At 70.6% G+C, this 24,608-nt stretch carries 24 protein-coding genes; 22 read left to right on the forward strand and 2 right to left on the reverse strand.

Annotated features, from left to right (window positions below; all coding sequences use genetic code 11):
* The first annotated feature begins 124 nt into the window (after positions 1-124).
* The 10 genes from rpmE (at position 125) to IPG61_11160 (ending at position 11,327) form a co-directional block, all read left to right on the forward strand.
* Positions 125-343 (forward strand): 50S ribosomal protein L31, encoded by a 219-nt coding sequence (gene rpmE / locus IPG61_11115; protein ID MBK6734619.1) that lies wholly within the window; start codon positions 125-127, stop codon positions 341-343.
* 130 nt (positions 344-473) lie between these two features.
* Entirely contained in the window at positions 474-1,559 is a 1,086-nt protein-coding gene (locus IPG61_11120; GenBank protein ID MBK6734620.1) for a DUF1385 domain-containing protein, read from the forward strand.
* Positions 1,556-2,629: a peptide chain release factor 1 gene (gene prfA / locus IPG61_11125; GenBank protein MBK6734621.1), complete on the forward strand. Its 1,074-nt coding sequence runs from the start codon at positions 1,556-1,558 to the stop codon at positions 2,627-2,629. The genes IPG61_11120 and prfA overlap by 4 nt, the downstream gene beginning before the upstream one ends.
* A 19-nt stretch (positions 2,630-2,648) precedes the next feature.
* Complete coding sequence (prmC, locus tag IPG61_11130) at positions 2,649-3,557, forward strand: peptide chain release factor N(5)-glutamine methyltransferase (protein ID MBK6734622.1); 909 nt, start codon at positions 2,649-2,651, stop codon at positions 3,555-3,557.
* On the forward strand, positions 3,550-4,809 hold the full coding sequence (gene murA / locus IPG61_11135; protein MBK6734623.1) for a UDP-N-acetylglucosamine 1-carboxyvinyltransferase: 1,260 nt from the start codon (positions 3,550-3,552) through the stop codon (positions 4,807-4,809). Before prmC ends, murA begins: the two co-directional genes overlap by 8 nt.
* 188 nt (positions 4,810-4,997) lie before the next feature.
* Complete coding sequence (locus IPG61_11140) at positions 4,998-6,026, forward strand: HNH endonuclease (protein MBK6734624.1); 1,029 nt, start codon at positions 4,998-5,000, stop codon at positions 6,024-6,026.
* Positions 6,027-6,716: 690 nt separating this feature from the next.
* Complete coding sequence (locus IPG61_11145; protein ID MBK6734625.1) at positions 6,717-6,869, forward strand: hypothetical protein; 153 nt, start codon at positions 6,717-6,719, stop codon at positions 6,867-6,869.
* A gap of 110 nt (positions 6,870-6,979) precedes the next feature.
* Positions 6,980-8,920, forward strand: a complete 1,941-nt coding sequence (selB, locus tag IPG61_11150; GenBank protein MBK6734626.1) for a selenocysteine-specific translation elongation factor — start codon at positions 6,980-6,982, stop codon at positions 8,918-8,920.
* On the forward strand, positions 8,917-10,023 hold the full coding sequence (gene ispG, locus IPG61_11155; GenBank protein MBK6734627.1) for a flavodoxin-dependent (E)-4-hydroxy-3-methylbut-2-enyl-diphosphate synthase: 1,107 nt from the start codon (positions 8,917-8,919) through the stop codon (positions 10,021-10,023). Before selB ends, ispG begins: the two co-directional genes overlap by 4 nt.
* A gap of 110 nt (positions 10,024-10,133) precedes the next feature.
* Positions 10,134-11,327, forward strand: a complete 1,194-nt coding sequence (locus IPG61_11160) for an HD domain-containing protein (GenBank protein MBK6734628.1) — start codon at positions 10,134-10,136, stop codon at positions 11,325-11,327.
* Between the two features lie 9 nt (positions 11,328-11,336).
* Here IPG61_11160 and IPG61_11165 read toward each other — a convergent pair whose 3' ends face one another.
* Positions 11,337-12,812, reverse strand: coding sequence for a DUF814 domain-containing protein (locus tag IPG61_11165; protein MBK6734629.1), 1,476 nt, complete (start codon positions 12,810-12,812; stop codon positions 11,337-11,339).
* 2 nt (positions 12,813-12,814) lie between these two features.
* Entirely contained in the window at positions 12,815-13,306 is a 492-nt protein-coding gene (locus IPG61_11170) for a hypothetical protein (protein MBK6734630.1), read from the reverse strand.
* A gap of 199 nt (positions 13,307-13,505) precedes the next feature.
* On the opposite strand from IPG61_11170, the gene IPG61_11175 reads away from it, so the two are divergent.
* The 12 genes from IPG61_11175 (at position 13,506) to IPG61_11230 (ending at position 24,605) form a co-directional block, all read left to right on the forward strand.
* Positions 13,506-14,396 carry a YicC family protein gene (locus IPG61_11175; protein MBK6734631.1) on the forward strand — a complete coding sequence of 297 codons (891 nt, stop codon included), beginning with the start codon at positions 13,506-13,508 and terminating at the stop codon, positions 14,394-14,396.
* 4 nt (positions 14,397-14,400) lie between these two features.
* The gene (gene gmk / locus IPG61_11180; GenBank protein ID MBK6734632.1) at positions 14,401-14,979 is read left to right on the forward strand and encodes a guanylate kinase; all 579 of its coding nucleotides are present in this window, start codon (positions 14,401-14,403) and stop codon (positions 14,977-14,979) included.
* A 19-nt stretch (positions 14,980-14,998) separates the two neighbouring features.
* Positions 14,999-15,559 carry a PH domain-containing protein gene (locus tag IPG61_11185; protein ID MBK6734633.1) on the forward strand — a complete coding sequence of 187 codons (561 nt, stop codon included), beginning with the start codon at positions 14,999-15,001 and terminating at the stop codon, positions 15,557-15,559.
* The gene (locus IPG61_11190) at positions 15,549-17,072 is read left to right on the forward strand and encodes a PH domain-containing protein (GenBank protein ID MBK6734634.1); all 1,524 of its coding nucleotides are present in this window, start codon (positions 15,549-15,551) and stop codon (positions 17,070-17,072) included. The genes IPG61_11185 and IPG61_11190 overlap by 11 nt, the downstream gene beginning before the upstream one ends.
* A gap of 188 nt (positions 17,073-17,260) precedes the next feature.
* Positions 17,261-17,782 carry an outer membrane beta-barrel protein gene (locus IPG61_11195; GenBank protein MBK6734635.1) on the forward strand — a complete coding sequence of 174 codons (522 nt, stop codon included), beginning with the start codon at positions 17,261-17,263 and terminating at the stop codon, positions 17,780-17,782.
* Positions 17,783-17,945: 163 nt separating this feature from the next.
* Complete coding sequence (locus IPG61_11200) at positions 17,946-18,644, forward strand: pirin family protein (GenBank protein MBK6734636.1); 699 nt, start codon at positions 17,946-17,948, stop codon at positions 18,642-18,644.
* 15 nt (positions 18,645-18,659) lie between these two features.
* On the forward strand, positions 18,660-19,253 hold the full coding sequence (locus IPG61_11205) for a nitroreductase family protein (protein ID MBK6734637.1): 594 nt from the start codon (positions 18,660-18,662) through the stop codon (positions 19,251-19,253).
* Positions 19,254-19,375: 122 nt separating this feature from the next.
* The gene (locus IPG61_11210) at positions 19,376-20,203 is read left to right on the forward strand and encodes a flagellin FliC (GenBank protein MBK6734638.1); all 828 of its coding nucleotides are present in this window, start codon (positions 19,376-19,378) and stop codon (positions 20,201-20,203) included.
* A gap of 105 nt (positions 20,204-20,308) precedes the next feature.
* Positions 20,309-21,970: a hypothetical protein gene (locus IPG61_11215; GenBank protein MBK6734639.1), complete on the forward strand. Its 1,662-nt coding sequence runs from the start codon at positions 20,309-20,311 to the stop codon at positions 21,968-21,970.
* A 210-nt stretch (positions 21,971-22,180) separates the two neighbouring features.
* Positions 22,181-22,390 (forward strand): hypothetical protein, encoded by a 210-nt coding sequence (locus IPG61_11220; protein MBK6734640.1) that lies wholly within the window; start codon positions 22,181-22,183, stop codon positions 22,388-22,390.
* Positions 22,391-22,393: 3 nt separating this feature from the next.
* Entirely contained in the window at positions 22,394-23,671 is a 1,278-nt protein-coding gene (coaBC, locus tag IPG61_11225; protein MBK6734641.1) for a bifunctional phosphopantothenoylcysteine decarboxylase/phosphopantothenate--cysteine ligase CoaBC, read from the forward strand.
* A 4-nt stretch (positions 23,672-23,675) separates the two neighbouring features.
* Entirely contained in the window at positions 23,676-24,605 is a 930-nt protein-coding gene (locus IPG61_11230) for a uracil-DNA glycosylase (GenBank protein ID MBK6734642.1), read from the forward strand.
* The last annotated feature ends 3 nt before the right edge of the window (positions 24,606-24,608 follow it).

The following is a 24,608-nucleotide window of genomic DNA, read 5'->3' on the forward strand; positions in this document are numbered from 1 at the left end:
CTCCTGGACCAGAATTCCCTTGCATACCGTACGTTTCCTTATTTCTTTTTCCCCTCAACAGACGATCACGGTGCCAAGGCCAACAAGGCCGGGGGCGCCGGCCGGCGCAAAGGCAGCGGGAGCTATGAAAGACAACATCCATCCCAAGTACGTGGACTGCACCATCACCTGCCTGTGCGGCAACGTGATCAAGACGCGCTCCACCAAGGACAAGCTCAACGTCGAAATCTGCGCGGCATGCCACCCGTTCTTCACGGGCCAGCAGAAGATCATCGACACCGCGGGCCGCGTGGAGCGTTTCCGCAAGCGGTACGCCGACGCCAGCTACGGCCAGAAGAAGTAGTTTTCGTCGCGTGGCGGTGTTCACCCGGCCCGGCCGGGGTTGCGAATCCGACAGGGCGCCGGGTAGATTGCCCGGTGCCCTTTTTCACATCGGACCGGCCCCCGACGGGCGGCCCCACAGGAGCGTGACGATGCTGCCGAGATTCCTGCAGGCGGCCCTGGCCGTAGCGGCCGCGCCCGGCAACGAACTGGAAACGCCGGATGAGGCTGCCGCCGGCGGGGCGTCCGGCACCGGCGCCGAGGAAGCCCGCCAGATGGACCTGGCCGTGGGTGGCCAGGCCCTGATCGAGGGCGTGATGATGCGCAGCCCGCAGTACCTGGCGATGGCCGTGCGCACGCCGGACCACCGCATCGTCATCCGCAAGAAGCCCTTCCGCAGCGTCGTGAGGCGGTTGCCGTTCCTGAACGTACCGATCATCCGCGGCGGGCTGCATCTGGTCGAGAGCATGATCGTGGGTATTGACGCGCTGATGTTCTCGGCCGACCAGGCCGCCAGCGAGGAGCGCCTCGACGAGCGCAAGAGTTCGTGGCGCGACACGGCGATGACGTGGGGCACGGTGGCGTTCAGCTTCGTGCTGAGCCTGGGCCTGTTCTTCTACCTGCCCATCCTGCTGACGGACCTGATGGTCGGCGAGGATTCCGGGAGCATCGCCTGGAACGCCGTGGACGGCGTGGTGCGCGTGGTGATGTTCGTGGCCTACCTGTGGCTGGTCAGCCGCCTGAAGGACATGGCGCGCGTGTTCCAGTACCACGGGGCCGAGCACATGAGCATCCACGCCTTCGAGAACGGCAAGTCGCTCGATGCCGACGGCGCCCGCCCCTTCACGACGCTGCACCCGCGCTGCGGGACCAGCTTCCTGTTCTTCGTGATGCTTATCTCGATCGTCGTCTTCAGTTTCCTGGGCCGTCCGCAGACGGTGGGCGACCGTCTGGAGCGCCTGGCCTTCGTGCCGCTGATCGGCGGCCTGGCCTACGAAGCCATCAAGCTCTCGGGCAAGTACTGCCGCCTGTGGCTGCTCAAGCCGTTCATCATGCCGGGCCTGCTGCTGCAGCGGATCACGACGAAGCGCCCCGACGACGACCAGTTGACGGTGGCCATGTCCGCCCTGAAGGCGGTGCTGACCCCCGAGGCCGATGACTTCCGTGAGCGCGTGTACTACGATCTGCCGTCGGTGGCCCAGGCGAACGCGACGGCCGCCGGAGGGGGCGCCGCTTGAAGAAGAATGTCCTGTCCCTGCGCGAACGCTATGACGATCTCTCGGGGCGGCTCTCGGCGCCCGACGCGCTCAAGAACCAGGAAGAATACCGCAAGAACGCCCGCGACCATGCCCGCGTGCGCAAGCAGCTGGAGGCCGGCGAGGCCTGGCTGGCACTGGACCAGCAGGTGAACGACAACCACGCGCTGCTGAAGTCCGAGAAGGACCCGGACATGGTGGCGATGGTGCGCGACGAACTGGCCGGGCTCGAGCCCGCGCTGGAGAAGGCCGCCGCGGCGCTCGAGGCGGCCCTGCTGCCCCACGATCCCAACGACGACCGCGATGCGATCCTCGAGATCCGCGCCGGCACGGGCGGCGACGAGGCGGCGCTGTTCGCCGAGGAGATCGCCCGCATGTACCTGCGCTATGCCGAGACGCGGCGCTGGAAGACCGAGCTGATCGATGCCACCGCGGGCTCCCAGGGCGGCTTCCGCGAGGTGATCTATGCCGTGCGCGGCGACGGCGCCTTCGGCGTGCTGCGCTGGGAAAGCGGCGTGCACCGCGTGCAGCGCGTGCCGGCCACCGAGAGCCAGGGCCGCATCCACACCTCGGCTGTGACCGTGGCCGTGCTGCCCGAGGCCGAGGAAGTGGACGTGCACATCGACGAGAACGAGCTGCGCATCGACGTCTTCCGCGCCAGCGGGCCCGGCGGCCAGTCGGTGAACACCACCGACAGCGCCGTGCGCATCACGCACGTGCCCACGGGCCTGGTCGTGCAGTGCCAGGACGAGAAATCGCAGCACAAGAACAAGGCCAAGGCCCTGGGCGTGCTGCGTTCGCGCCTGCTCGAACGCGCGATCATGGAGCAGGAGGCGGCCGAGGCCGCCGCGCGCAAGAGCCAGGTCGGCACCGGCGACCGCTCGGCCAAGATCCGCACCTACAACTTCCCGCAGAGCCGCTTCACGGACCATCGCATCGGGCTGACCGTGCACAACCTCGACGCGATCATGAACGGCGAGCTCGACGAGGTGGTCGAGGCGATCCTCACGCACCGGCGCGAAGAGGCGCTGGCAGCGACCCGCAAGGAATGAGCCGCGGAGCGGAGTCCCGATGACGAGCACCGCAGCCAACCGCACCGTCCGCGAGCTGCTGGACCTTACCGGCGCCTGGCTCGGCGAGAAGGGCGTCACCTCGGCGCGCCTCAACGCCGAACGCCTGCTGGCCGACGTGCTGGGCATGACCCGCCTGGAGCTGTTCTGCCAGCACGACCGTCCCGTGCTGGGCCCCGAACTGGCGCGCTACCGCGAACTGGTGCGCCGCCGCGCCGCCGGCGAACCCCTGCAGCAGATCCTGGGCGAGACCGAGTTCTACTCGCGTCCGTTCAAGATGGAGCCCGGCGTCTTCATCCCCCGGCCCGAGACGGAGCGGTTGGTCGAAGCGTGCGTGCGCCTGCTGGAGCCGCTGCGGCGCGGCGACCGTACGCCGGTGGCGGTCGAGATCGGATGCGGCAGCGGCGCCATCGGCGTCTCGCTGGCCCTGGAGCTGCCGCGCCTGCAGGTGCACGCCAGCGACGTGAATCCGCGCGCGGTGGAACTCACGCTGCGCAATGCCCGCGCGCTGGGCGCCGGCGCGCGCATCCATGCCGAGCTCGGCTCGCGCTTCGATCCGTTGCCCGCCACGCTGCGCGGCCAGGTCGACCTGCTGGTGAGCAACCCTCCGTATATCCGCAGCGACGACCTGCCCGGACTGCCGGTCGAGGTGCGCGACCATGACCCGCAGGCCGCGCTCGACGGCGGGCCCGACGGGCTGAAGTTCTACCGCGCCATCGCCTCGGCCATGGCCGACTGGCTGCGCCCGGGCGGCTGTGTGGCGCTCGAGATCGGGTCGGACCAGGGCGAGGCCGTGAGAGGGATCCTGGCTGCCTCCGGCGGCCTGGACGTGACCGTGAGCCAGGACTATGCCGGACACGACCGCGTGGTGACCGCGCGCGTCGGCCGGCCGGAGGAGAACGATGGATAGGTTCGTCATCGAGGGACCCACCCGCCTGGAGGGCGAGCTGGCCGTGGGCGGCGCCAAGAACGCGGTGCTGCCGCTGATGGCTGCGGCGCTGCTGGGCCGGGGCACGACGGTCATCGAGAACGTGCCCGACCTGCACGACGTGCGCTTCTTCATGACCATCCTCGAGGGCCTGGGCGCCACCTGTTCGCTGGTCGGCAGCGAACTGCGGATCAACACCGCCGAGGCCGAGGGTCGCGAGGCTTCCTACGACCTCGTGCGCAAGATGCGCGCGAGCATCTACGTGCTGGGGCCGCTGCTGGCCTTCCAGGGCGAGGCACGCGTGTCGCTGCCCGGTGGCTGCGCCTGGGGGCCGCGCCCGGTGAACCTGCACCTGGAGGGCCTGGCCGCCCTCGGCGCCGAGATCGCGCTGGATCGCGGCTACATCCACGCGCGCGTGCCGCGCGGGGGGCTGCACGGCGGCCGCTTCCGGTTCGAGCCGGTGTCGGTGGGCGGCACCTGCAACGTGCTGATGGCCGCGGTACTGGCGCGCGGCGAGACGGTGCTGGAGAACTGCGCCGTCGAGCCCGAAGTGACGCAGCTGGCGATCGGGCTGCGCGACGCCGGCGCCGTTATCGAGGGCATCGGCACCGCGACGCTCCGCATCCAGGGGCCGGTCACGCTGAAGCCGCTGCAGCAGTCGGTGATCGCCGACCGCATCGAGGCCGGCACGTTCATGGCCGGCGTGGCCCTGGCGGGCGGCCGGGTGCGCCTGACCGGTGTCGACACCACCCATGTGGGACCCATCACCGCCGTGCTGCGCGAGATGGGCTGCGACATCACCGAGGACGGCGACACGCTGACCATCGCCGCCGACGGCCGACCGGTGGCCACCGAGATCATCACGCGGCCCTACCCGGGCTTCCCCACCGACATGCAGGCCCAGCTGATGGCCGTCTGCGCCGTGGCCGACGGCACCAGCTTCATCAGCGAGGGCATCTACGCCGACCGCTTCACCCACGTGGCCGAGATGCAGCGGCTGGGCGCGGACATCCGTGTCGACGGCGCGCGCGCCACGATCTTCGGCGTGGAGAAGCTCCAGGGAGCGCCGGTGATGGCCAGCGACCTGCGCGCCTCGGCGGCCCTGGTGCTGGCGGGCGTGGCGGCCGAGGGCACGACGACCGTGAACCGCGTGTACCACATCGATCGCGGGTACGAGCGGATCGAGCAGCGGTTGGCTGTGCTGGGGGCGCGGATCGAGAGGGTTTCGTCGTAGGGTGGGCGCTCGTCGCTGGCGTTCGGGGAGTGGGCGGCCAATGGTACCGTTGAAAGCCCGCGCAACCGGTGGGACGGCAGCGATGAGCGCAGTTTCTGCGTTATAAAATGTTTTATAGCTTGCGATTAGCCGATTTTTGACGTATCTTGAATGCTCCTCCCGATCACCACCGCGAAGGGAATCCCGCGATGTCGCACGCCATCGTTCTGCCTGCGTTTTCCCCTGAACAGCCCGCCGCCCGCGTCGATTCAGCCCTGCGCGAGGCGCTCCGCGCCTGCGACCGTGCTCGCGAGTGCGCCGTGATCTGGTTCGCCGAGGTCCAGCGGTGCGCGCTGTTCCGCGAACTCGGCTTCGCCCCGCTCGAGACCTACGCGACGCAGGCACTCGGCTTCTCGGCCAACCGCTATTGGCAGTTCAAACGGTTGGCCGACGACCTTGACCGGTTGCCCGTGCTGCGCGAGGCGGTGGCCACCGGTGAGGTGGGCTGGACGAAGGCACAGCAGGTGGCGCGGGTGGCAACGCCGCAGACACAGGCCGCGTGGGTGGCGAAGGCCGCAACGTCGGGCAGGCGCGAACTGGCGCGCGAGGTGGCCGCGGTGCGGGCGGAAGTGCGGCTGGCCGCGCGGGATCGGCAGCGGAATGGTTCTGCCATGAATCGGCAACTCGCTCTCGACTGCGGGACCTCGCCACTTGCGCCGGCGCAAGTTCCCGCGACCGGTGCAATCCCGTTCACGATCACCCTTCGCGGTGATGCGCTGCAGGTGGCGCGGTTCGAGGCGCTGGTGGGGCACGCTGATGATGCGGAGGTCGCCGACCGGTGCGCGTCCGCTGCACCTGCGGTCCAGGTCGTTGTGCAGCAATGCCCGGATTGCGCCGCGGCCGCGGCTGTTACGCAGCGCGGCGAGCTGCCACTTGCGCCGGCGCAAGTTGCGGCGCTCGGTTGCGACGCGCGGGTACGGGTTGCGAATGGCCCGAACCGCGCAACGATCCCTCCGAAGATTCGCGCTGCGGTGCTTGCGCGCGACCGTTATCGCTGCACAACGCCGGGTTGTGGCTCTACGCGGTTCCTGGAATTGCATCACGTCACGCCGCGATCACGGGGTGGCACCAACCGGGCCGAGAACCTCACCACGCTGTGCAACCGGTGCCACGGGTTTGCGCACGAACGTCCGGTTGCCATGGTCGCGGCCGGTGCTGGCAGTGTATCAGCGGACTGACGCCGGGCTATCTTGCGGTCAGGTCCGGGAACCGGCGGCCGAACATCCTGTTGAAGACAGATTGTCGTCCTGACGCCCACCGATGGGGGTTGCGCGTGCCGTTGCTGAATCGCAAGACCGGAAGTGCAGGGTGCCGCCTGAAGTTCGGCGCTGCGCTCCTGGCCCTGGGCCTGATATGGGCCGCACCTGCCAGCGCCGACGACGCGCCTGCGCCCAGCCCGCCGCAAGGCACCAGCCACAGCCACGGCGGCCTGCTGCGCCCGGCGATCATCCTCGCCGCCGGGGGCCTGGTCTCGGTCTGGTCCCACGACGAGGAGAGCCCGCAGGCGGCGCAACGCCTGCTCGACGGTTCGTCGCTCGACACCTTCGCGGATCTGGGCAACATCTACGGCGACGGCCTGGTCATCGGCGGCCTGTCGCTGGGTGTGCTGGCGGCCGGTCGACTGGGTGGTGACGGGAAGACGGCCGCCGTCGGCGGCGATCTCTGTGAGACCTTCCTGATGAGCAGCGGCACCGTGTGGGCGGCCAAGGTGGCGTTCAGCCGGCGCCGGCCTTCCGGGGGACCCCATTCATTCCCCTCGGGGCACACGGCGGTCGCGTTCAGCGTCGTGCCGGTGTTGGCGCACCATTTCGGATGGAAGGCGGCCGTGCCGGCGGTTGCTGCTGGCCTCGGCCACGGGGCTGGGGCGCATGGAGGCATTCCGCCACTTCCAGTCGGACGTCCTGGCCGGGGCCGCGCTGGGGCTGGCCTGCGGCGACATCGTGGCCGGGGCGGGCTTCCTGCCGGGTCGCGCCCAGGCCGTGGTCCTGCCCGACGGTGTCGGCGTCTCGATCCCCTTCTAGCCCGGGCTGGCCTGCCTGCCGGTGGCGCCGGACCCGTCCCGGCGTGTATAGTTGGCCTATGGGCCATCCGGCCCGGCGCGTCCTTCCACATCCGAACCCCCCGCAGGCCCATGACCGACCAGAGCCGCCATTTCATCCTCGGCGCCGCCGGGCACGTCGACCACGGCAAGACCGCCCTGGTCACGGCCCTGACGGGCACCAACACCGACCGCCTGAAGGAAGAGCAGGAGCGGGGCATCAGCATCGAGCTGGGCTTTGCCGAGCTGGACCTGGGCGACGGCGTGCACCTGGGCGTGGTCGACATGCCGGGGCACGAGAAGTTCGTCAAGCAGATGGTCTCGGGCGCCGGGGGCGTGGATCTCGCCTTCCTCGTGATTGCCGCCGACGAGGGCGTGATGCCGCAGACCATCGAGCACCTGGAAATCCTCGATGCGCTGCGCGTGCGCAGCGGGCTGGTCGTGGTCACCAAGACGGACATGGTCGACGAGGATTTTGTCGGCGTCGTGACCGAAGAGGCTGCCGACCTCGTGGCCGGCACCTTCCTTGAAGGAAAGCCCATCATCGCGGTCTCGGCCCACAAGGGTACGGGGCTGGATGACTTGCGCGCCGCCCTCAAGGCCGAGGCCCTCGCGTTGCCGCAGCGCGCCGAGCAGGGCCTGTTCCGACTGCCGGTCGATCGCGTGTTCACCATGCCCGGCGCCGGCGTCGTGGTGACGGGCACGTGCTGGAGCGGCGCCGTCGGCGAGGGCGACAAGCTGCTGGTCGAGCCGGGCGCCCTGCCCGTCCGCGTGCGCGAAGTGCAGGTGCACGGGCACGCGGCACCGCGCGGCGCCTCGGGCCAGCGTCTGGCTCTTGCGCTGCACGGGGTCAAGCGCGACGACATGGAGCGCGGGCAGCAGGTCGTGGCTCCGCGTGCGGCGGCGACGACGAAGCGCCTCGACATCCGGCTGGACCTGATGAAGCATTGCCGCCGCGCCATCAAGAACCGCCAGCGCCTGCATGTGCACCACGCCGGGCGCGAAGTACTCGCACGCATCGTGTTGCTCGATGTGCAGGAACTGGGCGGCGAGACGGCCGCGAAGGCGGGCGGCGTCCGTACGGCGCTGGCGCAGCTGCACCTGGAGGACGAACTGGTGGCCGCGTACGGCGACCGCCTGGTGCTGCGGTTCTACTCGCCGCTGGTGAGCGTGGCCGGCGGCGTCGTGCTCGATGCAGCGCCGGCGCTGCACAAGCGCTTCGACGACGAGGTGCTGGCGCAGCTGGCGGTCCTCGAGACGGGCTCGCCCGAGGAGCTCTTCCTCAAGAAGCTGGCCGATGCGGGCACGGCGGGGCTGGCTCCCGAAGCGGCCGGCACCTGGGCGGACCACCCGCTGTTGCAGGCGGTGGGTGCGCGCGTCTACCACCGCAGCGTCCTGGCACAACTGGCCGTCGCGGTCGGCGAGCAGGTGCAGGACCATGCGCGGCGCTTCCCGTTGCGCCTGGGCATCTCCAAGGAGGAGGCGCGGCGGCGCTGCGAGTTCACCGGCGGCGCCAACGAGTGGAACGCCGTCTGCTCGGCGCTGGCGGCGCCCGGGAACTGGGTCGTGGTCGGTGACCGTATTGCGGCCTCGCCCGAGGGACCGAAGCTGAACGTGCGCCTTCAGAACGCCGTCGACCAGGTGGTGGCCGAACTGGACGCTCTCGGCCTGGAGTGGCCGCGTCTGGACCACTGGGCGGCCGGCTCGCCGACCTTCCAGCGGGCGGCCGCCGATGCCGCCCTGAAGGATTTCAAGCCGGCCGAGGTGGCCCGCTGGCTGGTCGATCACGGGCGGGCGGTGCCGGTCGCCGGCGACTACCTTGTCGCGGCCGGCGCGCGCGCGGCCCTTGTGGCGAAGCTGCGGGCCCATTTCGCGCGCGAACCGGAACTGACCTTCAGCGGTTTCCGAGAGTTGAGCGGACTGACGCGCAAGCTCGGGATCCCGATGCTCGAATACCTTGACCAGTCGGGCGTGACCGAGCGCGACGGCGACCTGCGCCGCGCCGGTCCGGCCCTTGCGGATGGGCAGACATGAACGAGCCCCAGAACCTGGACCCCCGCCGCGTGGCGCCGCGCCCCGTGTGCGCGCCGCGGCGGCCGACGCGGCAGATCAACGTGGGCGGCGTACCCATGGGCGGCGGCGCCCCGGTGCGCGTGCAGAGCATGACCACGACGCGCACCGGCGACGTGCAGGCGACTCTCGAGCAGATTCGCGAGCTGGCCTCGGCCGGCGCCGAGTACGTGCGGGTGACGGTGAACGACCAGGCGGCCGCCGAAGCCATGCCGCAGCTGGTGCGCGAGGCGAACCTGCCGCTTATCGCCGACATCCACTACGACCACACGATGGCGCTCGCAGCCCTGAAGGCGGGCGTGGCCAAGCTGCGCATCAATCCCGGCAACATCGGCTCGCGCGACCACGTGCGCGAGGTGGCCCGTGCGGCGCAGGATTGCGGCGTGCCGATCCGTGTCGGGGTCAACCGCGGCAGCCTGCATCGTCGCTACGACGAGCTGGTGAAACGCGACCCTGCCGGGGCGCTGGTGCAGAGCGGCCTGGACGAGATCGAGGCCCTGGCCGCGTTCGGATTTTCCGATGTGGCCGTCAGCCTCAAGAGCAGCACGCCGGCCGAGGTTGTCGAGGCCTGCCGTCGTTTCTCCGCGCAGTGCGACGTGCCGCAGCACCTGGGCGTGACCGAAGCGGGCACGCTGCTGGCCGGTACCTCCCTGTCGGTCGCCGCGATGTCGGTGCTGCTGGGCGAGGGGATCGGCGACACGGTGCGCATCAGCCTGGCCGATGACCCGGTCTACGAGATCAAGGCGGCCTTCCACATGCTGCAGGCGCTCGGCCTGCGCGAGGGCTATGCCCGCGTGGTGGCCTGCCCGACCTGCGGCCGGGTCGAGGTCGATGTCGTGGCCCTGGCCACGCGCGTCGAGGAACTGGCGAAGGACCTGCCGCCCGACCGGGTCATTTCGGTGATGGGCTGCATCGTCAACGGCCCGGGCGAGGCGAAGACCGCCGACCTGGGCATTGCCGCCGGGCGCACCAAGGTGGCCATCTACCGCAAGGGCGAACTGCACCGCAACATCGACAAGGCCGATCTGGAACGGGTTCTGGTCGAGGAAATCGAGCGCCTGCGCTGAGTTAGGCCGGCGAAATCGGTCAAGTCGGGGCGCCGATGGCCGATCAACGCCCCGTCAGGGCATCCCTTACGCAGACGGCCCGCGGGGGCCGCAGGAACACCAGGGAACCGATGGCCGACGATACCGGATATCCCACGCTGACACGCCCCGGCCTGCCTGACCCGGCAGCCGATGGTGATGCGGGCGTGCATGTGGATCGCCTGCGCGCGCTGCAGGCGTTCAACGCGCGCCTGGTCTGCATGCCGGTGGACGAGGCCTCCTATGCCGATGTCGTGGCCGGCGCGCGCCGCGTGATCGGCTGCGATGCCTGCGCCCTGTTCCTGGTGGACCGTGCGACCGACGAGCTCGTTCTGCGCGCGGCCGACGGCTATCGCGGCCTGCAGCCGGGCCTGCGCGTGCCGGTGCGCGAGTCCGGCAGCATGCATGCCCAGGCCTTCAGCGAGGAATACCTGGTCCACGTGGCGGACGTGGCCGGGCTCGAGGGCCTGCAGCCGCTGGCCGCAGGTGTCGCCAGCGCCGTGGCGCTGCCGATCATCTCGTTCCGCGGCCCGGTCGGGGTTTTCGACTTCGGCAGCCGGAAGCCCGCGGCCTTCACGGCGACCGAGCTCGGCATGTGCACCATGCTCGTCGACCAGATGTCCTACTCGCTCGAGAACATCCGGTTGGTGAACGAGCTGAGCCGCAGCCGCGACGCCGTGATCCGCGGCATGGCTCTTCTCGCCGAGATCCGCGACACGCACATCCGCGAGCACCTGCACCGCATGTGTGCCTACGCCGGCTTCCTGGCCGGCCTGCTGGCGGACCGGCCGGCCTACCCCGAAGCCACGCCCCAGTTCGTCGACACCATCGCCCGCGCGGCCGCCCTGCACGATGTGGGGAAGGTCGGGATTCCCGACGCCATCCTCCTGAAGCCGGGCAAACTGACCGAACCCGAGTTCGCGGTGATGCGCTCCCACACCGAGATCGGCGCCGAGCTGCTCGAGGGCCTGATCAACGACTACGGCCGTTACGCGATGATCTCGATGGGCGCCGAGGTGGCGCGCTGCCACCACGAGAAGTGGGACGGCACCGGCTATCCGGCCGGGCTGAAGGGCCGCGAGATCCCGTTGTCGGCACGCATCGTAGCCATTGCCGACGTCTACGACGCCCTGACCAGCCGCCGCGTCTACAAGGATGCGTGGACGCACGAGGAGACCGCGAAGACGATGCAGGCGGAACGCGGCAAGCACTTCGATCCGGAACTGCTGGATATCTTCCTGGGGCACTCGGGTGACCTGGCCCGCATCAGGCGTGGAGCGGACTGAATCTGCCGCCTACGCCGGCTCCACACCGGCAGCGATTCCCGGCGCCACCATCACCGTCTGAGCCTGCAACGTGACCGCCAGTCCCGGCGGCGACTTGCGCGGCTTGCGAACGTACCGCTTCTCGGTCCACACCACGGGCACCAGCGACGCGTTGCGCGCCTTGCTGTGCAGCGCGGCCAGGGCGGCCGCCTTCTCGAGCGCGCCGCGCGGCACCAGTTCGGGCCGCCCGCCGGTGCGGATGACCACGTGGCTGCCGGTGGCGCCGTGGACGTGCAGCCACAGGTCGCGGCTGTGCGCGGCGCCGTGCGTCAGTTCGTCGTTCTCGCGGCTGCTGCGGCCCACCCAGACTTCCCACCGGCCGTCGATGAGATAGCGGCGGAACGGGCGCGAGGGCTCCTCATCGGCGCCGCTGCGGCGGGCGGCCCCGGCCCGGCTGCCGCCGTCGCGGGCAAGGTCGGAGCGCCCCGCCAGCCACTCCTGCAGGGCGGCCAGCTTCTGCAGGCCACCGGCGCAAGCCGGCAGGGCAGCCAGTCCGTCCAGTGCCGAGCGCAGAGCGTCCGTTTCGGCCTGCGCCTCGGACAGTTTGGCCGCGATCACTTCGCGGCCGCGATCGGCCTTGCGTGCGCGGTGGAACAGCGCCGCCAGGTTGGCTGCCGGACCCTGCGCCGGGTCCAGTTCGATGGTCACGCGGGCACCGTCGCGCGGGTCGGTGACTTCGCACGAGGATGCACCCTGCCGGATGGTGTGCAGGCTGGCGGCCAGGGCTTCGGCGCGCCGGCGGTGTTCATCGCCGGCGCCGGCGCCGGCGAGATCGGCAGTCCGGCGCTCGCAAAGGCGGCTTGCCGCGCGCAGCCGCCGGTCCAGCGCCACCGTGGCGCGACCAAGCAGCTCTTCGGCCAGCGTTGCGGCGAGGTGCCCCAGCGCGGCGTCGGATTCGGCCTCGTCGTCGTCCGGCGGTTCGCCGACTCCGGATGCTTCACCTGGGGCGCGCGCCGCCTCGGCGTAGATGCCACGCCCCGGCGCCACCGCCAGCAGGGCGTTCGGCGGGCGATGCGCCGCCCACAGGCAGCGGCTGCCGCCGTCGAGCAGCACGGTGTTGCCGGGCGAACCGAAGAGCTGGTGCAGCAGGTGCAGCGGCGAACCGTCCGGGCGAGTGAAGCGGAGACAGGCCACCCGCTCGTTCGGCAGGGCGGCCAGTCCGGTGAGCGTAGTACCGGCGAGGGCAGCCGGCAGGGGATGGTCGCGCTCGGCGGGCAGCGCCGCGGTCAGGGCCTCGGGCAGGCGACCGTGCAGGCCCACCAGCTGCGTGGCGCCCGGTACGGTGGTCAGCAGCAGGCAGAAATGCTCGTCGCCGGCCAGGTGCAGGCGCACCCAGCGCGGACCGGCGGCGGCGCGGAAGAGCGGGCGACCACCGTAACAAACGCGCCACCGCGCCAGCCTGGAGGCCAGCGCGGCGGCATCAGCGAAGGCGCCGGGTGCGCCCATCGTCAGAAGAGGTTGTAGCCGACAGTGAGCTTCAGGCCCGGGCTGTCGAGCAGGCCCGCGCGCACCTCGAAGAAGCCGTCGTGGCCGTTGGCGAAGTGGCGGGTCAGGCCGGCCAGTGCGCTGAGTCCCAGGTCGGTGTTCGCGTCGCCCAGTTCGGGGTCGACCCAGATGAGGCCCAGCGATCCGCCGGCGTACAGGCCCCAGGCACCGGTGGTCATCTCGCTGAACGACCAGGTGAGGTCGCCGTTGATCGTGGCGACGGTGAGGTTGTCACCCAGTCCCAGCTCCAGGTTCGGGGTGAACGAGATGTTCTCCATGACTTCGCCCATCGCGACGTGGGCGCCGAAGTGCATCTGGCCGACATTCTCCCACGACGTGTAGCCGGCGCGGACGCCGACCGGGTACTGCAGTTCGTAGTCGCCCTGGGCGGCGGCGGTGGCGGCGCAGAGCAGGGTGGCGACGGCGAGAACAGGCGCGAAGCGTCCACGGGTCATTTCGGGGTCCTTTCCCTGGGATCGGGGGCGGCAGGCTTGTGCACGGGGCATTCTAGCATCGTACGCCGCTGCCGCGCCACAGGTTCCCGGGCCGGCAGGACGGCAGGGGCGGCAACGCCGCCTTGCCCGCATCCGGCGGCTCGCCTACACTTCGCGCACGGGCAGGAGTGACGGGCGCCACGAACGCGGAGGGTCGGCAGTGGACATGCTGAGCATGACGGGATTCGGGACGGGCGAGGGCACGGCGGGGCCCATCACCATCACGGTGGAGTTCCGCTCGGTGAACCACCGCTTCCTCGATGTCAGCCTGAAGCTGCCCTCGCTGCTGGCGGCCTATGAACTGGATGTACGCAACTTCCTGAAGGACAACATCGCCCGCGGCCGCGTGTCGGTGAGCGTCCAGGTCGAGATCGCCCGCGGCGGCGCGGCTTCGGGTGCCGATCCCGAGCGGCTGGCGCAGGGCATCCGCATGGTGCAGACCGCGGCCGCCGAACTGTCGCGCGCCACCGGCGAGCCCGCCGAACCGGTCAAGCTGAAGCACCTGTTGATGCTGCCGGACCTGTTCCGCGTCGAGGAACCTGATCTCGAGCCCGAGGATGCGCGGGCGGCGCTGATGCTGGCACTGGCCGGGGCCGCCCGCGGCCTGCAGGAGATGAAGAAGGCCGAGGGCGCCGCACTGGTGCGCGAGATGAACGGGCGGCTGGACATCGTCGAGGCGAAGCTGGCCGATGTGCGCAAGCTGGCGCCGCTGGCTGCAGCCGAGATCCAGCGCAAGCTGAATGATCGCCTCGAGAAGCTGCTCAGCGAGCCGCTCGAGCCGCAGCGCCTGGCCCAGGAAGTGGCGCTGCTTGCCGACCGCTCCAACATCAACGAGGAATGCGAGCGGCTGGGCATCCACATCGAGCACTTCCGCGCCGCCTTCACCGAGGGCGGCCAGGTGGCCAAGCGGATCAACTTCCTGCTGCAGGAGATGCATCGCGAGGTCAACACCATGGGCAGCAAGACCAACCTGATGGACATCACGCAGGCCGTGATCGTGATGAAGGACGAGGTCGAGTCGCTGCGCGAGCAGATCCAGAACCTGGAGTAGCGGCATGATCCTGCTGATCACCGGCCCCTCGGGCGCGGGCAAGGGCACCGTGATCAACGAGTTGCTCGCGCGCGAGCCGCGCCTGGCCTTCTCGGTGTCGACCACCACGCGTCCCATCCGCGGCGGCGAGGTCGACGGCCGCGAGTACGACTTCGTCGACGATGCGACGTTTGACCGCCTGATCGCCGAGGATGCCTTCGTCGAATGGGCCCCTGTGCACCTCCACCGCTACGGGACGCGCCGCTCGCGCCTGGCGGAGATGGAGCGGGCCGGGAAGATCCCAGTGCTGGATATCGACGTCCAGGGCGGGCTCAATGTCCTGAAACAGTTCGGCGACGAACTCGTAGCGGTGTTCCTGTTCCCGCCCTCCTGGGACGAACTGGAGCGCCGGCTTCGTTCGCGGGGCACCGAGAGCGAGGAGGCCATCGCCACGAGGCTGCGCAACGCGCGGCACGAGGTCGGCCTGGCCGACCACTACGCCTACTGGGTCGTCAACGACGAGGTGGAGGCTGCCGTGGGGCGGTTGTCCGCCATCGTTGCCGCCGAAGCGTGTCGCGCGCGGGGGCGGGCGCCCCTGGGTTGACCGGACCGGAAAGGGCCCCATGACCCGCGCCGACCTGCCTGCCGAAGTGCCGCCGACCGTGTCTGTGCCCGCTGTTGCCCCGGCCCCGGGCAACGACTACCTCCAGCTTGACCCGCGTCACGTGACCCACGGTCGCATGGTCGGCGCGGTGTCGACCGGCATCATCGCGATGGTGTTGTCGATGGCCCTGGCCATCGTGTTCCTGGTCGCGGACGGCCTGGCTCCCGCCGGTCGCCTGCTGTGCGCAGGTGTCGTCGTGCTGGTCATCGCGGCTTCGGGCGCCCTGGCCTGGAGTTGGCCCGCCGCCGTGCACGCCCACACGACCTATCGCCACGGCCGTGACGGGCTGGAGATCAGCCGCGGCGTCTGGTGGCGGCGGGTGAGCCACGTCCCGCGTTCGCGGATCCAGCACACCGACGTTTCGCAGGGCCCGCTTGAGCGCCGCTTCGGGCTGGCCACACTCCGTGTCTTCACAGCCGGCACCGAGAATGCCGAGGTCGCCCTGGCTGGACTGGCCCACGAAACCGCCACGGCCATCCGCGACCAGCTCCTGGCCGGGACGGACGACGATGTCGTCTAGCCGCCGCCTGCACCGGTGGTCCCTGCTCTTCATGGCCGGCGATGCACTGCGCGGGCTGATCTTTCCCCTGGCTGCGCTCGTCTTCACGGCGCGCCAGTCACCGTGGGAACTCTGGGTGGCCTGGTTTTCCCTGCCTGTCGCCGGCTTTTCGGTCTGGCGCTATTTCACCACCTGGTACGAGCTGGCCGACGACGAGCTCATCGTGCGGACCGGCCTGCTCTTCCGCAACGTGCGGCATGTGCGCTACGCGCGTGTCCACAACATCGAGACCGTGCAGGGGCCGCTGCACCGGCTACTCGGCGTCACCGACGTGCGGGTGGAGACGGCCGGGGCCAGCGAACAGGAAGCCCGCCTGCGGGTGCTGGCACTGGCTGATGCCGAGGAGGTGCGGCGCCGCGTCGTCGAGGGCAAGCGACGGGCCGGGCTGGGGACTGAGGCAGGGACCGGCACGGTCCAGGGCGAGGCATCCGCCCCGGGCGCCATGGCGGCGCCGGCAGCACGCGAGCTGGTGCGCCTGCGGCTGCGCGACCTGCTCGTGTTCGGGTTGACGCAGAATCGCGGGGGCATTGTGCTGGGCGCCGCCCTCGGCGCGCTCTGGGAGGCGAACCTGTTCGACAGCAGCCTGGGGAAGCCGACCGACATGGTCCAGGCGTACCTCTCGCGCCTCCATGACGACGGCAGGCTGTTCACCGATCCCGACCCGGCGCTGCTGGCCGTGCTCGTGGGCGGTGCAGGAGCGGCGCTGGTCGTGATCCGCCTGCTTTCGGTGGGATGGGCCGTGGTCCAGCTCTACGGTTTCACGCTGACCCGCGTGGGCGACGAATTGCGCACCTCGCGCGGACTCTTCACCCGCGTCCACGGGACGATCCCGCTCGGGCGTGTGCAACTGGTCACGGTGCGGCAGGCGGCGCTGATGCGCCTGTTCGATCGCGTGGAGGTGCGCGTGCAGACCGCCGGCGGCGACAAGGACGCCAGTCCGGGCCGCGAGTGGCTGGCTCCGTCGCTGCCTTCGGCGCTGGTCGATGGCCTGATGGCCGAGATTCATCCCGGCATCACCCTGTCGCAGCTGGAATGGCACGCGGCTTCCCCGCAGGCGGCCTGGCGACTGCGGCGCGACCTGCTCCGCCGGCTCGGTGCGGTCCTGGCCCTGCTGGCGGTATTCCCCGCGCTGCGTATGACGGCGCTGATCATCGCGGCTCCCGCGGCAGCGCTCCTGTGGTACGTGGGCGGGCGTCAGGCCCGCTCGCTGGGCCATGTCCTGATGGCGGAGCACGTCGGTGCGCGCGGCGGCTGGTGGTGCCGCCAGACCAGCCTCGCCCGCTATGCGAAGATCCAGGTTGTGTCGTGGGGCGCCTCGCCCTTCGATCGCCGCTGGAAGATGGCCACCGTGGCCGCAGACACCGCCGGTGGCGGCGGGCACCGGTTGGCGATCCCTCTCCTCTCAGTTGAAGAAGCCGGTTCAGTCTACGCCGGCGTCCGCGATCGGGCAGCAGCCACGGGCTTCCGCTGGTAGGCAATCCACCTGGCGTCCGGCCCCGGCGTGAGTAGTATGCCGCAGCATCAGCGATGCCCATCGTGGCGTCCGGCTATCGACTTGAGGGAACAGTTCACCGGTTCGTTCGCCAGGGGCACACTGCCCGGCGGACCGGGTCGCCCGTGAGGCGGACCGCCGCCACCCAACCGCTCGACAAGGAGACAACTATGCGCAAGCTCATGTTCCTCGCCGTACTCGCCGCTTTCGCCGCGGCGCCGGCGCTCGCTCTCGACTTCGACGCCAAGCAGTTCTACGGCCAGGTCGAGGCCACCTTCCCGATGGGCGACTGGGGCGACTTCGTCAGCCTCGGCTACGGCGCCGGCCTCGGCGTCCTGGTCCCGCATTCGGAAAGCACGTCCTTCGGCCTGGAGGCCACGTACCTGATGTTCTCCACCGAGGATATGCCGGGCGCCGACGTGAGCTGGAGCATGATCCCCATCCTGTTCATCGGGCAGTACCACCTGAACAACTCGTCGGCGTACCTGCTGGGCGGCGTCGGTCTTGCGTTCGGCATGGCTGATATCGACTACGACGACTCCGACATCCCCGACTTCGACGACAGCAGCAGCGACCTGGCGATCGCCTTCGGCGCGGGCATCAACGCCACGCCGAAGATGTTCTTCGAGGGCCGCTTCAACGCGATCAGCGATGCGAACATGGTCGGCGTGCACATGGGGATCCGTTTCTAGGGCGTTCCGAAGCCCGCAGTGGATGGGAAGGGGCGCCGCGCGGCGCCCCTTCGCCGTTCCCACCGGGCGCCCGACGGGGCCGGCGCCGCGGGGAGCGCGGGCGGGTGGCGAATACCTGTTGCAACAACTATCATGGGGCGGACCCGAACCGGGGAGGCAACCCATGATCCGCAAACGACCGGCAAGCGAACGCGGCCATGCCGACCACGGCTGGCTCGATACGTGGCATACATTCTCCTTCGCCGACTACCACGATCCGGCGCACATGGGCTTCCGCACACTGCGCGTGATCAACGACGACATCGTGAAGGCCGGGCAGGGCTTCGGCATGCATGGCCACCGCGACATGGAGATCGTCACCTACCTGGTGCAGGGCGAACTCGAGCACCGCGACAGCCTGGGCACCGGCTCGGTTCTCTACCCGGGCGAAGTGCAGCGCATGAGCGCCGGGCGCGGCGTGATGCACAGCGAGTTCAACCATTCGCCCGACACCGACCTGCGACTGCTGCAGATCTGGCTGCGGCCGGCACGGGAAGGCATCGATCCCGGCTACGAGGACAAGTATTTCGCTGCCGAGGAGAAGCAGGGCCGGCTGCGCCTGATCGTCGACCCCGACGGCGCCGACGGCGCGCTGCGCATCCACACGGACGCGCGCCTGTACGCGAGCATTCTCGGACCGGGGCAGGTGGTGGTGCACGAGCCGGCGCCCGGCCGCCACGCCTGGGTGCAGGTGGTGCGTGGGCGCCTGGACATGAGCGGGCTGGAACTGGCCGGGGGCGACGGCGCCGCGATCAGCGACGAGTCGCGGCTGGTGTTCACCGGCCTGGACGAGGCCGAGTTCCTGCTCTTCGACCTGAATTGACGAAGGATGTCTGCCATGAACGAAGCGAAGAAGCCCGGTCTCGATCACGCGGTGCAGGATGCGGTCGCCGCGCGCTGGAGTCCCTACACCTGGGCTGACCGGCCGGTGCCGGCGACCGACCTCCGCGCGATCTTCGAGGCCGCGCGCTGGGCGCCCTCGGCCTTCAATGAACAGCCGTGGCGCTACCTGGTCGCCACACGCGAGGACCCTCGCGACTTCGCACGCCTGTTGGAGTGCCTGGTGGAAGGCAATCGCAAGTGGGCGCTGTACGCGCCGGTGCTCGCGCTGGGCGTGGTGTCGCTGAACCTGGCGCGCACCGGCGAGCCGAACCGGACCGCCGTGCACGACCTGGGCCTGGCGTCGGCGCAGCTCACGCTGGAAGCTGCCGCCCGCGGGCTGGGCGTGCACCAGATGGGGGGCATCCTGCCCGAGGTGGCCCGGGAGGTGTTCGCCATTCCCGCAGGGTTCGCGGCGTTCACGGGGCTGGCCATCGGCTACGCCGGCGAGCCTGTCGGCGAGTTCGCGGCCCGCGACCTGGCGCCCCGCGCGCGGCGGCCGCAGGCGGAATTCGTGTTCGGGGGCGCCTTCGGGCAGCCGTTGGCCGGCTGACCGGCGCCAAGGGGTGGGCGAGGCGAACGGTACAGTTTCCCGCCCCTCCTGCCGATAACAACCTGGGGGGAAGGATCCCGTTGCCGGCCCCGTTGCCGGCTCCCAGGAGGGGAAGCGCCCGCATGGGCCTCAGGATCGGCACCAATGTGGCGGCGATGGCGGCGCAGCGTCATCTCGCCAACGCGACCGCGCGCGTGAACCGCTCCCTGGAGCGGCTCAGCAGCGGCCTGCGCATCAACCGGGCTGCCGACGATCCGGCGGGGCTCGCCGTCTCCGAAAGGCTGCGCGGGCAGATGCGGGCCCTCGAGGTGGGCGCGCGCAATGCGGCCGATGGCATCTCGCTGCTGCAGACGGCGGACGGCGGGCTCGAGTCGATGGCCGATCTCCTCATCCGCCTGAACGAACTGACGCAGCAGGCGATGACGGGCACCGTCACCAACGAGCAGCGCGGCTTCCTGGACGCCGAGTTCCAGGCACTGGTCGACGAGATCGATCGCATCGCCGTCAGCATGGAGTTCAACGGGCGCAACCTGCTGGACGGCAGCGGAGGCAGCGCTGAGGTGCGGGTGGGATCGGGCGCGGGCATCGGCCTGGATCTCGGTGGCTCGTACACCGCCGCTTCGCTGGGGCTCGATACGCTGAGCCTCGCGGGCAATCCGGCCTCGTGGGCGGAGCAGCCGCTGTCGGCGATCGAAGAGGCCCTGCAGCGGGTCAGTTCCGGCCGCGCATCGTTCGGCGCCTCGCAGAACCGGCTCGAGAGCGTGATCCGCATGTTGCAGAACCAGAACGAGAACCTTGCCGCCGCCGACAGCCGCATCCGCGACGTCGACTACGCCGCCGAGATGAGCGAGCTGACCAGCGCGCAGATCCTGCAGCAGATGGCCGTGGCCATGCTCGCGCAGGCGCAACGCCAGCCGTCTCTCGTGCTGCGACTGCTGGGCATACGCTAGCCCGGGCGCCGTGATTCGCGCTGGCGCGCGCGGGATCCGGCGTGGTTGAATCCGCACCGGGATCGCGGTCCGAGGCACCACCCGCAACCACCAGGTTTCCTTCGCATGTCCCAGCCACGCAGGCTCCTCGCGCGCCCTGGACAGCGGCAGCGGCTCCTGCTCGCCGCCATCGTCGTGGTGTGGGCGGGCTTCGTCGCGCTGCGCGTGGGCGAGGCGCCCGTCGGTTCCATCACCGACGATGCGGTCTATGTGGAGACGGCGCGCTCGCTGGCCGAGGGACGCGGACCCGTGCTCGCGGTGGGACCGGATGCGGCACCCGCCAACCCCGGCCTGTTTCCGCCGGGATTTCCGCTGCTGCTGGCGCCGCTGGCGCTGGCCTTTCCCGCCTCTTTGGCCGCCCTGAAGATGGTGCCGCTGCTGGCGGCGGCGCTGCTGTTGCCCCTGTGCTGGCGACTGCCCGGACCGGGGGCCGCTCCGCGCGTGCGGCTGGCGCTGGTGGCACTGACGGCGCTGAACCCGTGGGTCGTGGGCTGGTCGGGGCGCGTGCTCAGCGACCTGCCGTTCACGGTGCTGTCGCTGGCGGCGTTGCTGTGGTTCGAAGACTGGCAGTGCGAAGCGCAGCCGTCGCCGCTGCGCACGGTGCGGCTCGCCGGCGTGACCGGCCTCGCCATGCTCGTGCGCAGCGTGGGCCTGGCGCTGCCCCTGGCGATGGCTGCACACCTGGCGCTGGAGCGCCGCTGGCGCCGGCTGGGGCAACTGCTGGCGGCGACCGCGGCCACGCAGGCGGTTCTGTGGCTCCCGGGCTGGTCGGGCGGCAACTGGCTCACCGAGGCCTATCGATCGCAACTTCTCGGGCACAGCGGCGCCCTGCCGGAGCGCCTGGCCTTCATGGCCGCGAATGCCTGGGGATACCTGCGGGAACTGCCGGTGGCGCTGTGGCCCTGGTTCGGCAATCCGGCTCGGCAGTGGTTCGAGGCGCGCGGCGCCGGCGCGCTCTATGACGCAGCGCAACTCGCGACCGCGTTGCTGGTCGTGATCTGCTGCGCGGCCGGCTGGCGGGCGCTGCGCGGCCAGGCGGGGGCCGTGGGCCGCGCGCGGGCGCAGCTGTGGCTGCTCTACCTGGCCTTCCAGGCGCTGGCGCTGGTGAATTTCGCGGGCTGGCCCTCCGGCGTGCAGACGCGGCTGCTGTTGCCGGTGCTGCCCCTGCTGTACCTGCTGCTGGTCGGGGGCGTGGAAGCGCTGGCGACGCGCGGTCCCCGGCGGTTGCGCGGCCGCCTGCTGCCCGCGGCCTGCGCCGTGATCCTCGCCACCTCGTGTGCGCACAACGTATGGCGCGGCACCCACCCGTTGCATGCGGCCGTCGAGGCCTCGGGGCGCGGGTTCGTCGATCCCGGCGTCGGGGCCGACTGGCTGCTGGCCAACACGGATCGCGCGGCGGTGGTGATGGCGCCGCAGCCGCTGCAGCGGCACATCCACTGCCGCCGGGCGGTCATCGCGCCCGGTGACACACTCGAGGTCGTTGCCCTGCTGCGGCGCGCCCGCACGTACGGCGCCGGCTGGGTCCTGGTCGGGCCCTCGCAACCGGACCGGGCGCGGGGCCTGCAGCCGGACGAGCAGGTGCTGCTCGCCGTGCTCGAAAGCCGGCCCGACCTGGCGCACCTGCGTTGGCACGATGCCCAGGCCGCGGTCTGGATCTTCGAGCTGGGACAGGGTGGCGGCGGGGCGGGCGATGGCGCCTCCAATGCCCCCTCAGTTGGGCGTAACTGACACGATGGGAGCAGGTTGACGATCGCGCAGGCCATCCCGCCGGCAGCCGGTCCTTGCCAGCCAGCCCGAATTGCCTATCTTATATCGCTTGTCGCCGCTCCGGAGCGCAGGGCCCCGGTATGCCCAATCCGGCCATTGTCGGCGACCGGAAACCCCAGCCGTGAGGACAGGGTGTCTATGACCTACATTCCGCGTCAAAAAGTCACAGCAATGATTCCCAACAAGTTCGCCGCCATCAAGGTGGCCGCCATGGAAGCGCGCCGGTTGAACGAGCGCGCCCGCATGTTCAATGTCGCGTTGCCCGGCAAGATCACGACGCTGGCGGTCCAGCGCCTGATGGACGGCAAGGTCGAGCATTACGACGCCAAGGAGCGCGCTCGCCTGGCCCGCCTGGAGAAGGAACCCGAGGTCGAGGTCTAGATCATGGCCGGCCCGACCGGCAGCGAGACACGGGTCCGGCTGCTGGTGACCGGCGGCATCGCCGCCTACAAGAGTTGCTATCTGGCCCGCCTGCTCGTGCAGGCGGGCTTTTCCGTGCGCTGCGGCATGACCGATGCCGCGACGCGGTTCGTCAGCCCGATGACCTTCGAGGTGCTGACCGGTGCGCCCGTGGCGATCGACCTCTGGGGCGAGCGCGGCACCGCGGCGCTGGATCACATCCAGTATGCGCGTTGGGCCGACGTTGCGGTCGTGGCCCCGGCCACGGCCAATACGATGGCCAAGGCCGCCGGCGGCCTGGCGGACAACATGGTCTCGACGCTGCTGCTGGCGTTTCCGGGTCCGGTCGTCATGGCTCCGGCGATGAACGACAACATGTGGCGGCATCCGGCCACGCGCGTCGTCCGGCAGACCCTGCTCGATCGCGGGATCCGCTTCGTCGGCCCGGGCGAGGGTTTCCTCGCCTGCGGGACCACCGATGAGGGCCGCATGTCCGAGCCTGAGGAGATCCTCACCGTGGTGCGTGAGGTGGCGGCAGCGCTGCCGCCGCGCGCCGAGCCTGCTGTCGCTGCGCCTGCAAGCGATCCCGGCCCGTGGCTGGGTCGCCGGGTGATCGTGACCGCCGGGCCCACCTGCGAGCCCATCGATCCGGTGCGCTACGTCGCCAATCGCAGCACCGGCGCCATGGGCTACGCCCTGGCGGCGGCGGCGGCCGGCGCCGGGGCCCAGGTGACCCTGGTGAGCGGGCCGGTGGCGCTGCCGGTGCCGCGCGGCCTGGCCGGAGTGGTCCAGGTCCAGACGGGGCGTGAGATGGCTGCCGCCGTCGATGCGGCGCTCGCCGACGGCGCCGACTGGCTGGTGATGTGTGCGGCCGTCGCCGACTTCACGCCGGCCGAGCCCGCTCCCGGCAAGTTGAAGAAGGACGTGCTCGGCGACACGTGGGACCTGCGGCTGGTGCGCAATCCCGACATCCTGGGCGAGATCGTGCCGCGGCATCGCGCCACGGGCGTGAAGGTCGTGGGCTTCGCGCTCGAGACCGAGGATGTGGTGGCGCGCGCGCTCGGCAAGCTGCGCGCCAAGGGCCTCGACTTCATCGTCGCCAACAATCCATCCGCGGAAGGTTCCGGCTTCGGCGATGTGCGCCATGAACTGATCCTGCTGGGTCCCGCCGGGGAGTTGTGGCGCAGCGGCTCGCAGCCCAAGGCGGCCCTGGCCCCGGCGCTGCTGGCGCAACTGGACGCCGCGACCGGATCGGCGCGGTGACGCGATGAGTGATCCCCGCGAATTGCCGCCCGCGAACGATCCCGCAGCCATCGCCGCCGACCTCCTGGCCTGGATCCGCCAGAACCGGCACACGGCGCCGGCGTGGTTCATCGACGACGGCTCGGCGGCGCCCGAACTGGCGGCCGCGGCGGCGCCTGTTGCTGCGCCCATCGCCGTGCCCGCTATCGTGCCCGCTACCGCGCCGGATGCGGCGCCGGAGGCGGTCGAAGCGCCTGCGGCTTCCGATGCGGCCTTCGCAGCCGCCTGCGCCGGCTTCGTGAAGGACACACTTGCCCTGATCGACCGCGAGGGCGTGCCTGCCGGCGGCACGCTGCCGCCCGACCCCCTGCTGGCCGCGCACGGCGGTGACAAGGCCGCGGCGCTGGCCGCCCTGTGCGCCGAGGTGCTGCCGTGCGTGAAGTGCCCGCTCCACGAGACGCGAACCCACACGGTGTTCGGGGTGGGCAACCCGGACGCCGACCTCGTCTTCATCGGCGAGGCGCCGGGCCAGGACGAGGACCTGCAGGGTGAGCCGTTCGTGGGACGCAGCGGACAGCTGCTGACGAAGATCCTCGGCGCCATCGGCTACGCGCGCCAGGACGTCTACATCTGCAACATCCTCAAGTGCCGGCCGCCGGGCAACCGCGACCCGCTGCCGGCCGAGGTCGCCCAATGTGAGCCGCACCTCAGGCGCCAGCTGGCCATCCTGCGGCCGCGCGCCATCTGCTGCCTCGGTCGCGTGGCCGGGCAGACGTTGCTGGGCACGGACGCCTCGCTGGGCAAGTTGAGGCAGGCGGTGCATTTCTACGCCGGCATCCCGGTGACGGTGACCTTCCATCCGGCGGCGCTGCTGCGCAACCCGGGCTGGAAGCGTGATACCTGGGACGACGTGCGGCGCCTGCGGGCGCTGGTCGACGCGCTCAAGGCGCGATAGGCC

Source organism: bacterium, from assembly GCA_016703265.1.
In the GTDB taxonomy this organism is placed as follows: Bacteria; Krumholzibacteriota; Krumholzibacteriia; order LZORAL124-64-63; family LZORAL124-64-63; genus CAINDZ01.

Excerpts from the sequence above, each read along its gene's own strand:
- IPG61_11160 (MBK6734628.1), top strand. The coding sequence starts at position 10,134 with ATGGCCGACGATACCGGATATCCCACGCTGACACGCCCCGGCCTGCCT.
- IPG61_11200 (MBK6734636.1), top strand. The coding sequence starts at position 17,946 with ATGATCCGCAAACGACCGGCAAGCGAACGCGGCCATGCCGACCACGGC.
- IPG61_11215 (MBK6734639.1), top strand. The coding sequence starts at position 20,309 with ATGTCCCAGCCACGCAGGCTCCTCGCGCGCCCTGGACAGCGGCAGCGG.
- gmk (MBK6734632.1), top strand. The coding sequence starts at position 14,401 with ATGATCCTGCTGATCACCGGCCCCTCGGGCGCGGGCAAGGGCACCGTG.
- IPG61_11210 (MBK6734638.1), top strand. The coding sequence starts at position 19,376 with ATGGGCCTCAGGATCGGCACCAATGTGGCGGCGATGGCGGCGCAGCGT.
- IPG61_11140 (MBK6734624.1), top strand. The coding sequence starts at position 4,998 with ATGTCGCACGCCATCGTTCTGCCTGCGTTTTCCCCTGAACAGCCCGCC.
- IPG61_11170 (MBK6734630.1), bottom strand. The coding sequence starts at position 13,306 with ATGACCCGTGGACGCTTCGCGCCTGTTCTCGCCGTCGCCACCCTGCTC.
- IPG61_11205 (MBK6734637.1), top strand. The coding sequence starts at position 18,660 with ATGAACGAAGCGAAGAAGCCCGGTCTCGATCACGCGGTGCAGGATGCG.
- IPG61_11185 (MBK6734633.1), top strand. The coding sequence starts at position 14,999 with ATGACCCGCGCCGACCTGCCTGCCGAAGTGCCGCCGACCGTGTCTGTG.
- IPG61_11220 (MBK6734640.1), top strand. The coding sequence starts at position 22,181 with ATGATTCCCAACAAGTTCGCCGCCATCAAGGTGGCCGCCATGGAAGCG.
- IPG61_11230 (MBK6734642.1), top strand. The coding sequence starts at position 23,676 with ATGAGTGATCCCCGCGAATTGCCGCCCGCGAACGATCCCGCAGCCATC.
- IPG61_11145 (MBK6734625.1), top strand. The coding sequence starts at position 6,717 with ATGGAGGCATTCCGCCACTTCCAGTCGGACGTCCTGGCCGGGGCCGCG.
- coaBC (MBK6734641.1), top strand. The coding sequence starts at position 22,394 with ATGGCCGGCCCGACCGGCAGCGAGACACGGGTCCGGCTGCTGGTGACC.
- IPG61_11195 (MBK6734635.1), top strand. The coding sequence starts at position 17,261 with ATGCGCAAGCTCATGTTCCTCGCCGTACTCGCCGCTTTCGCCGCGGCG.
- murA (MBK6734623.1), top strand. The coding sequence starts at position 3,550 with ATGGATAGGTTCGTCATCGAGGGACCCACCCGCCTGGAGGGCGAGCTG.
- ispG (MBK6734627.1), top strand. The coding sequence starts at position 8,917 with ATGAACGAGCCCCAGAACCTGGACCCCCGCCGCGTGGCGCCGCGCCCC.
- IPG61_11165 (MBK6734629.1), bottom strand. The coding sequence starts at position 12,812 with ATGGGCGCACCCGGCGCCTTCGCTGATGCCGCCGCGCTGGCCTCCAGG.
- rpmE (MBK6734619.1), top strand. The coding sequence starts at position 125 with ATGAAAGACAACATCCATCCCAAGTACGTGGACTGCACCATCACCTGC.
- prmC (MBK6734622.1), top strand. The coding sequence starts at position 2,649 with ATGACGAGCACCGCAGCCAACCGCACCGTCCGCGAGCTGCTGGACCTT.
- selB (MBK6734626.1), top strand. The coding sequence starts at position 6,980 with ATGACCGACCAGAGCCGCCATTTCATCCTCGGCGCCGCCGGGCACGTC.
- IPG61_11120 (MBK6734620.1), top strand. The coding sequence starts at position 474 with ATGCTGCCGAGATTCCTGCAGGCGGCCCTGGCCGTAGCGGCCGCGCCC.
- IPG61_11190 (MBK6734634.1), top strand. The coding sequence starts at position 15,549 with ATGTCGTCTAGCCGCCGCCTGCACCGGTGGTCCCTGCTCTTCATGGCC.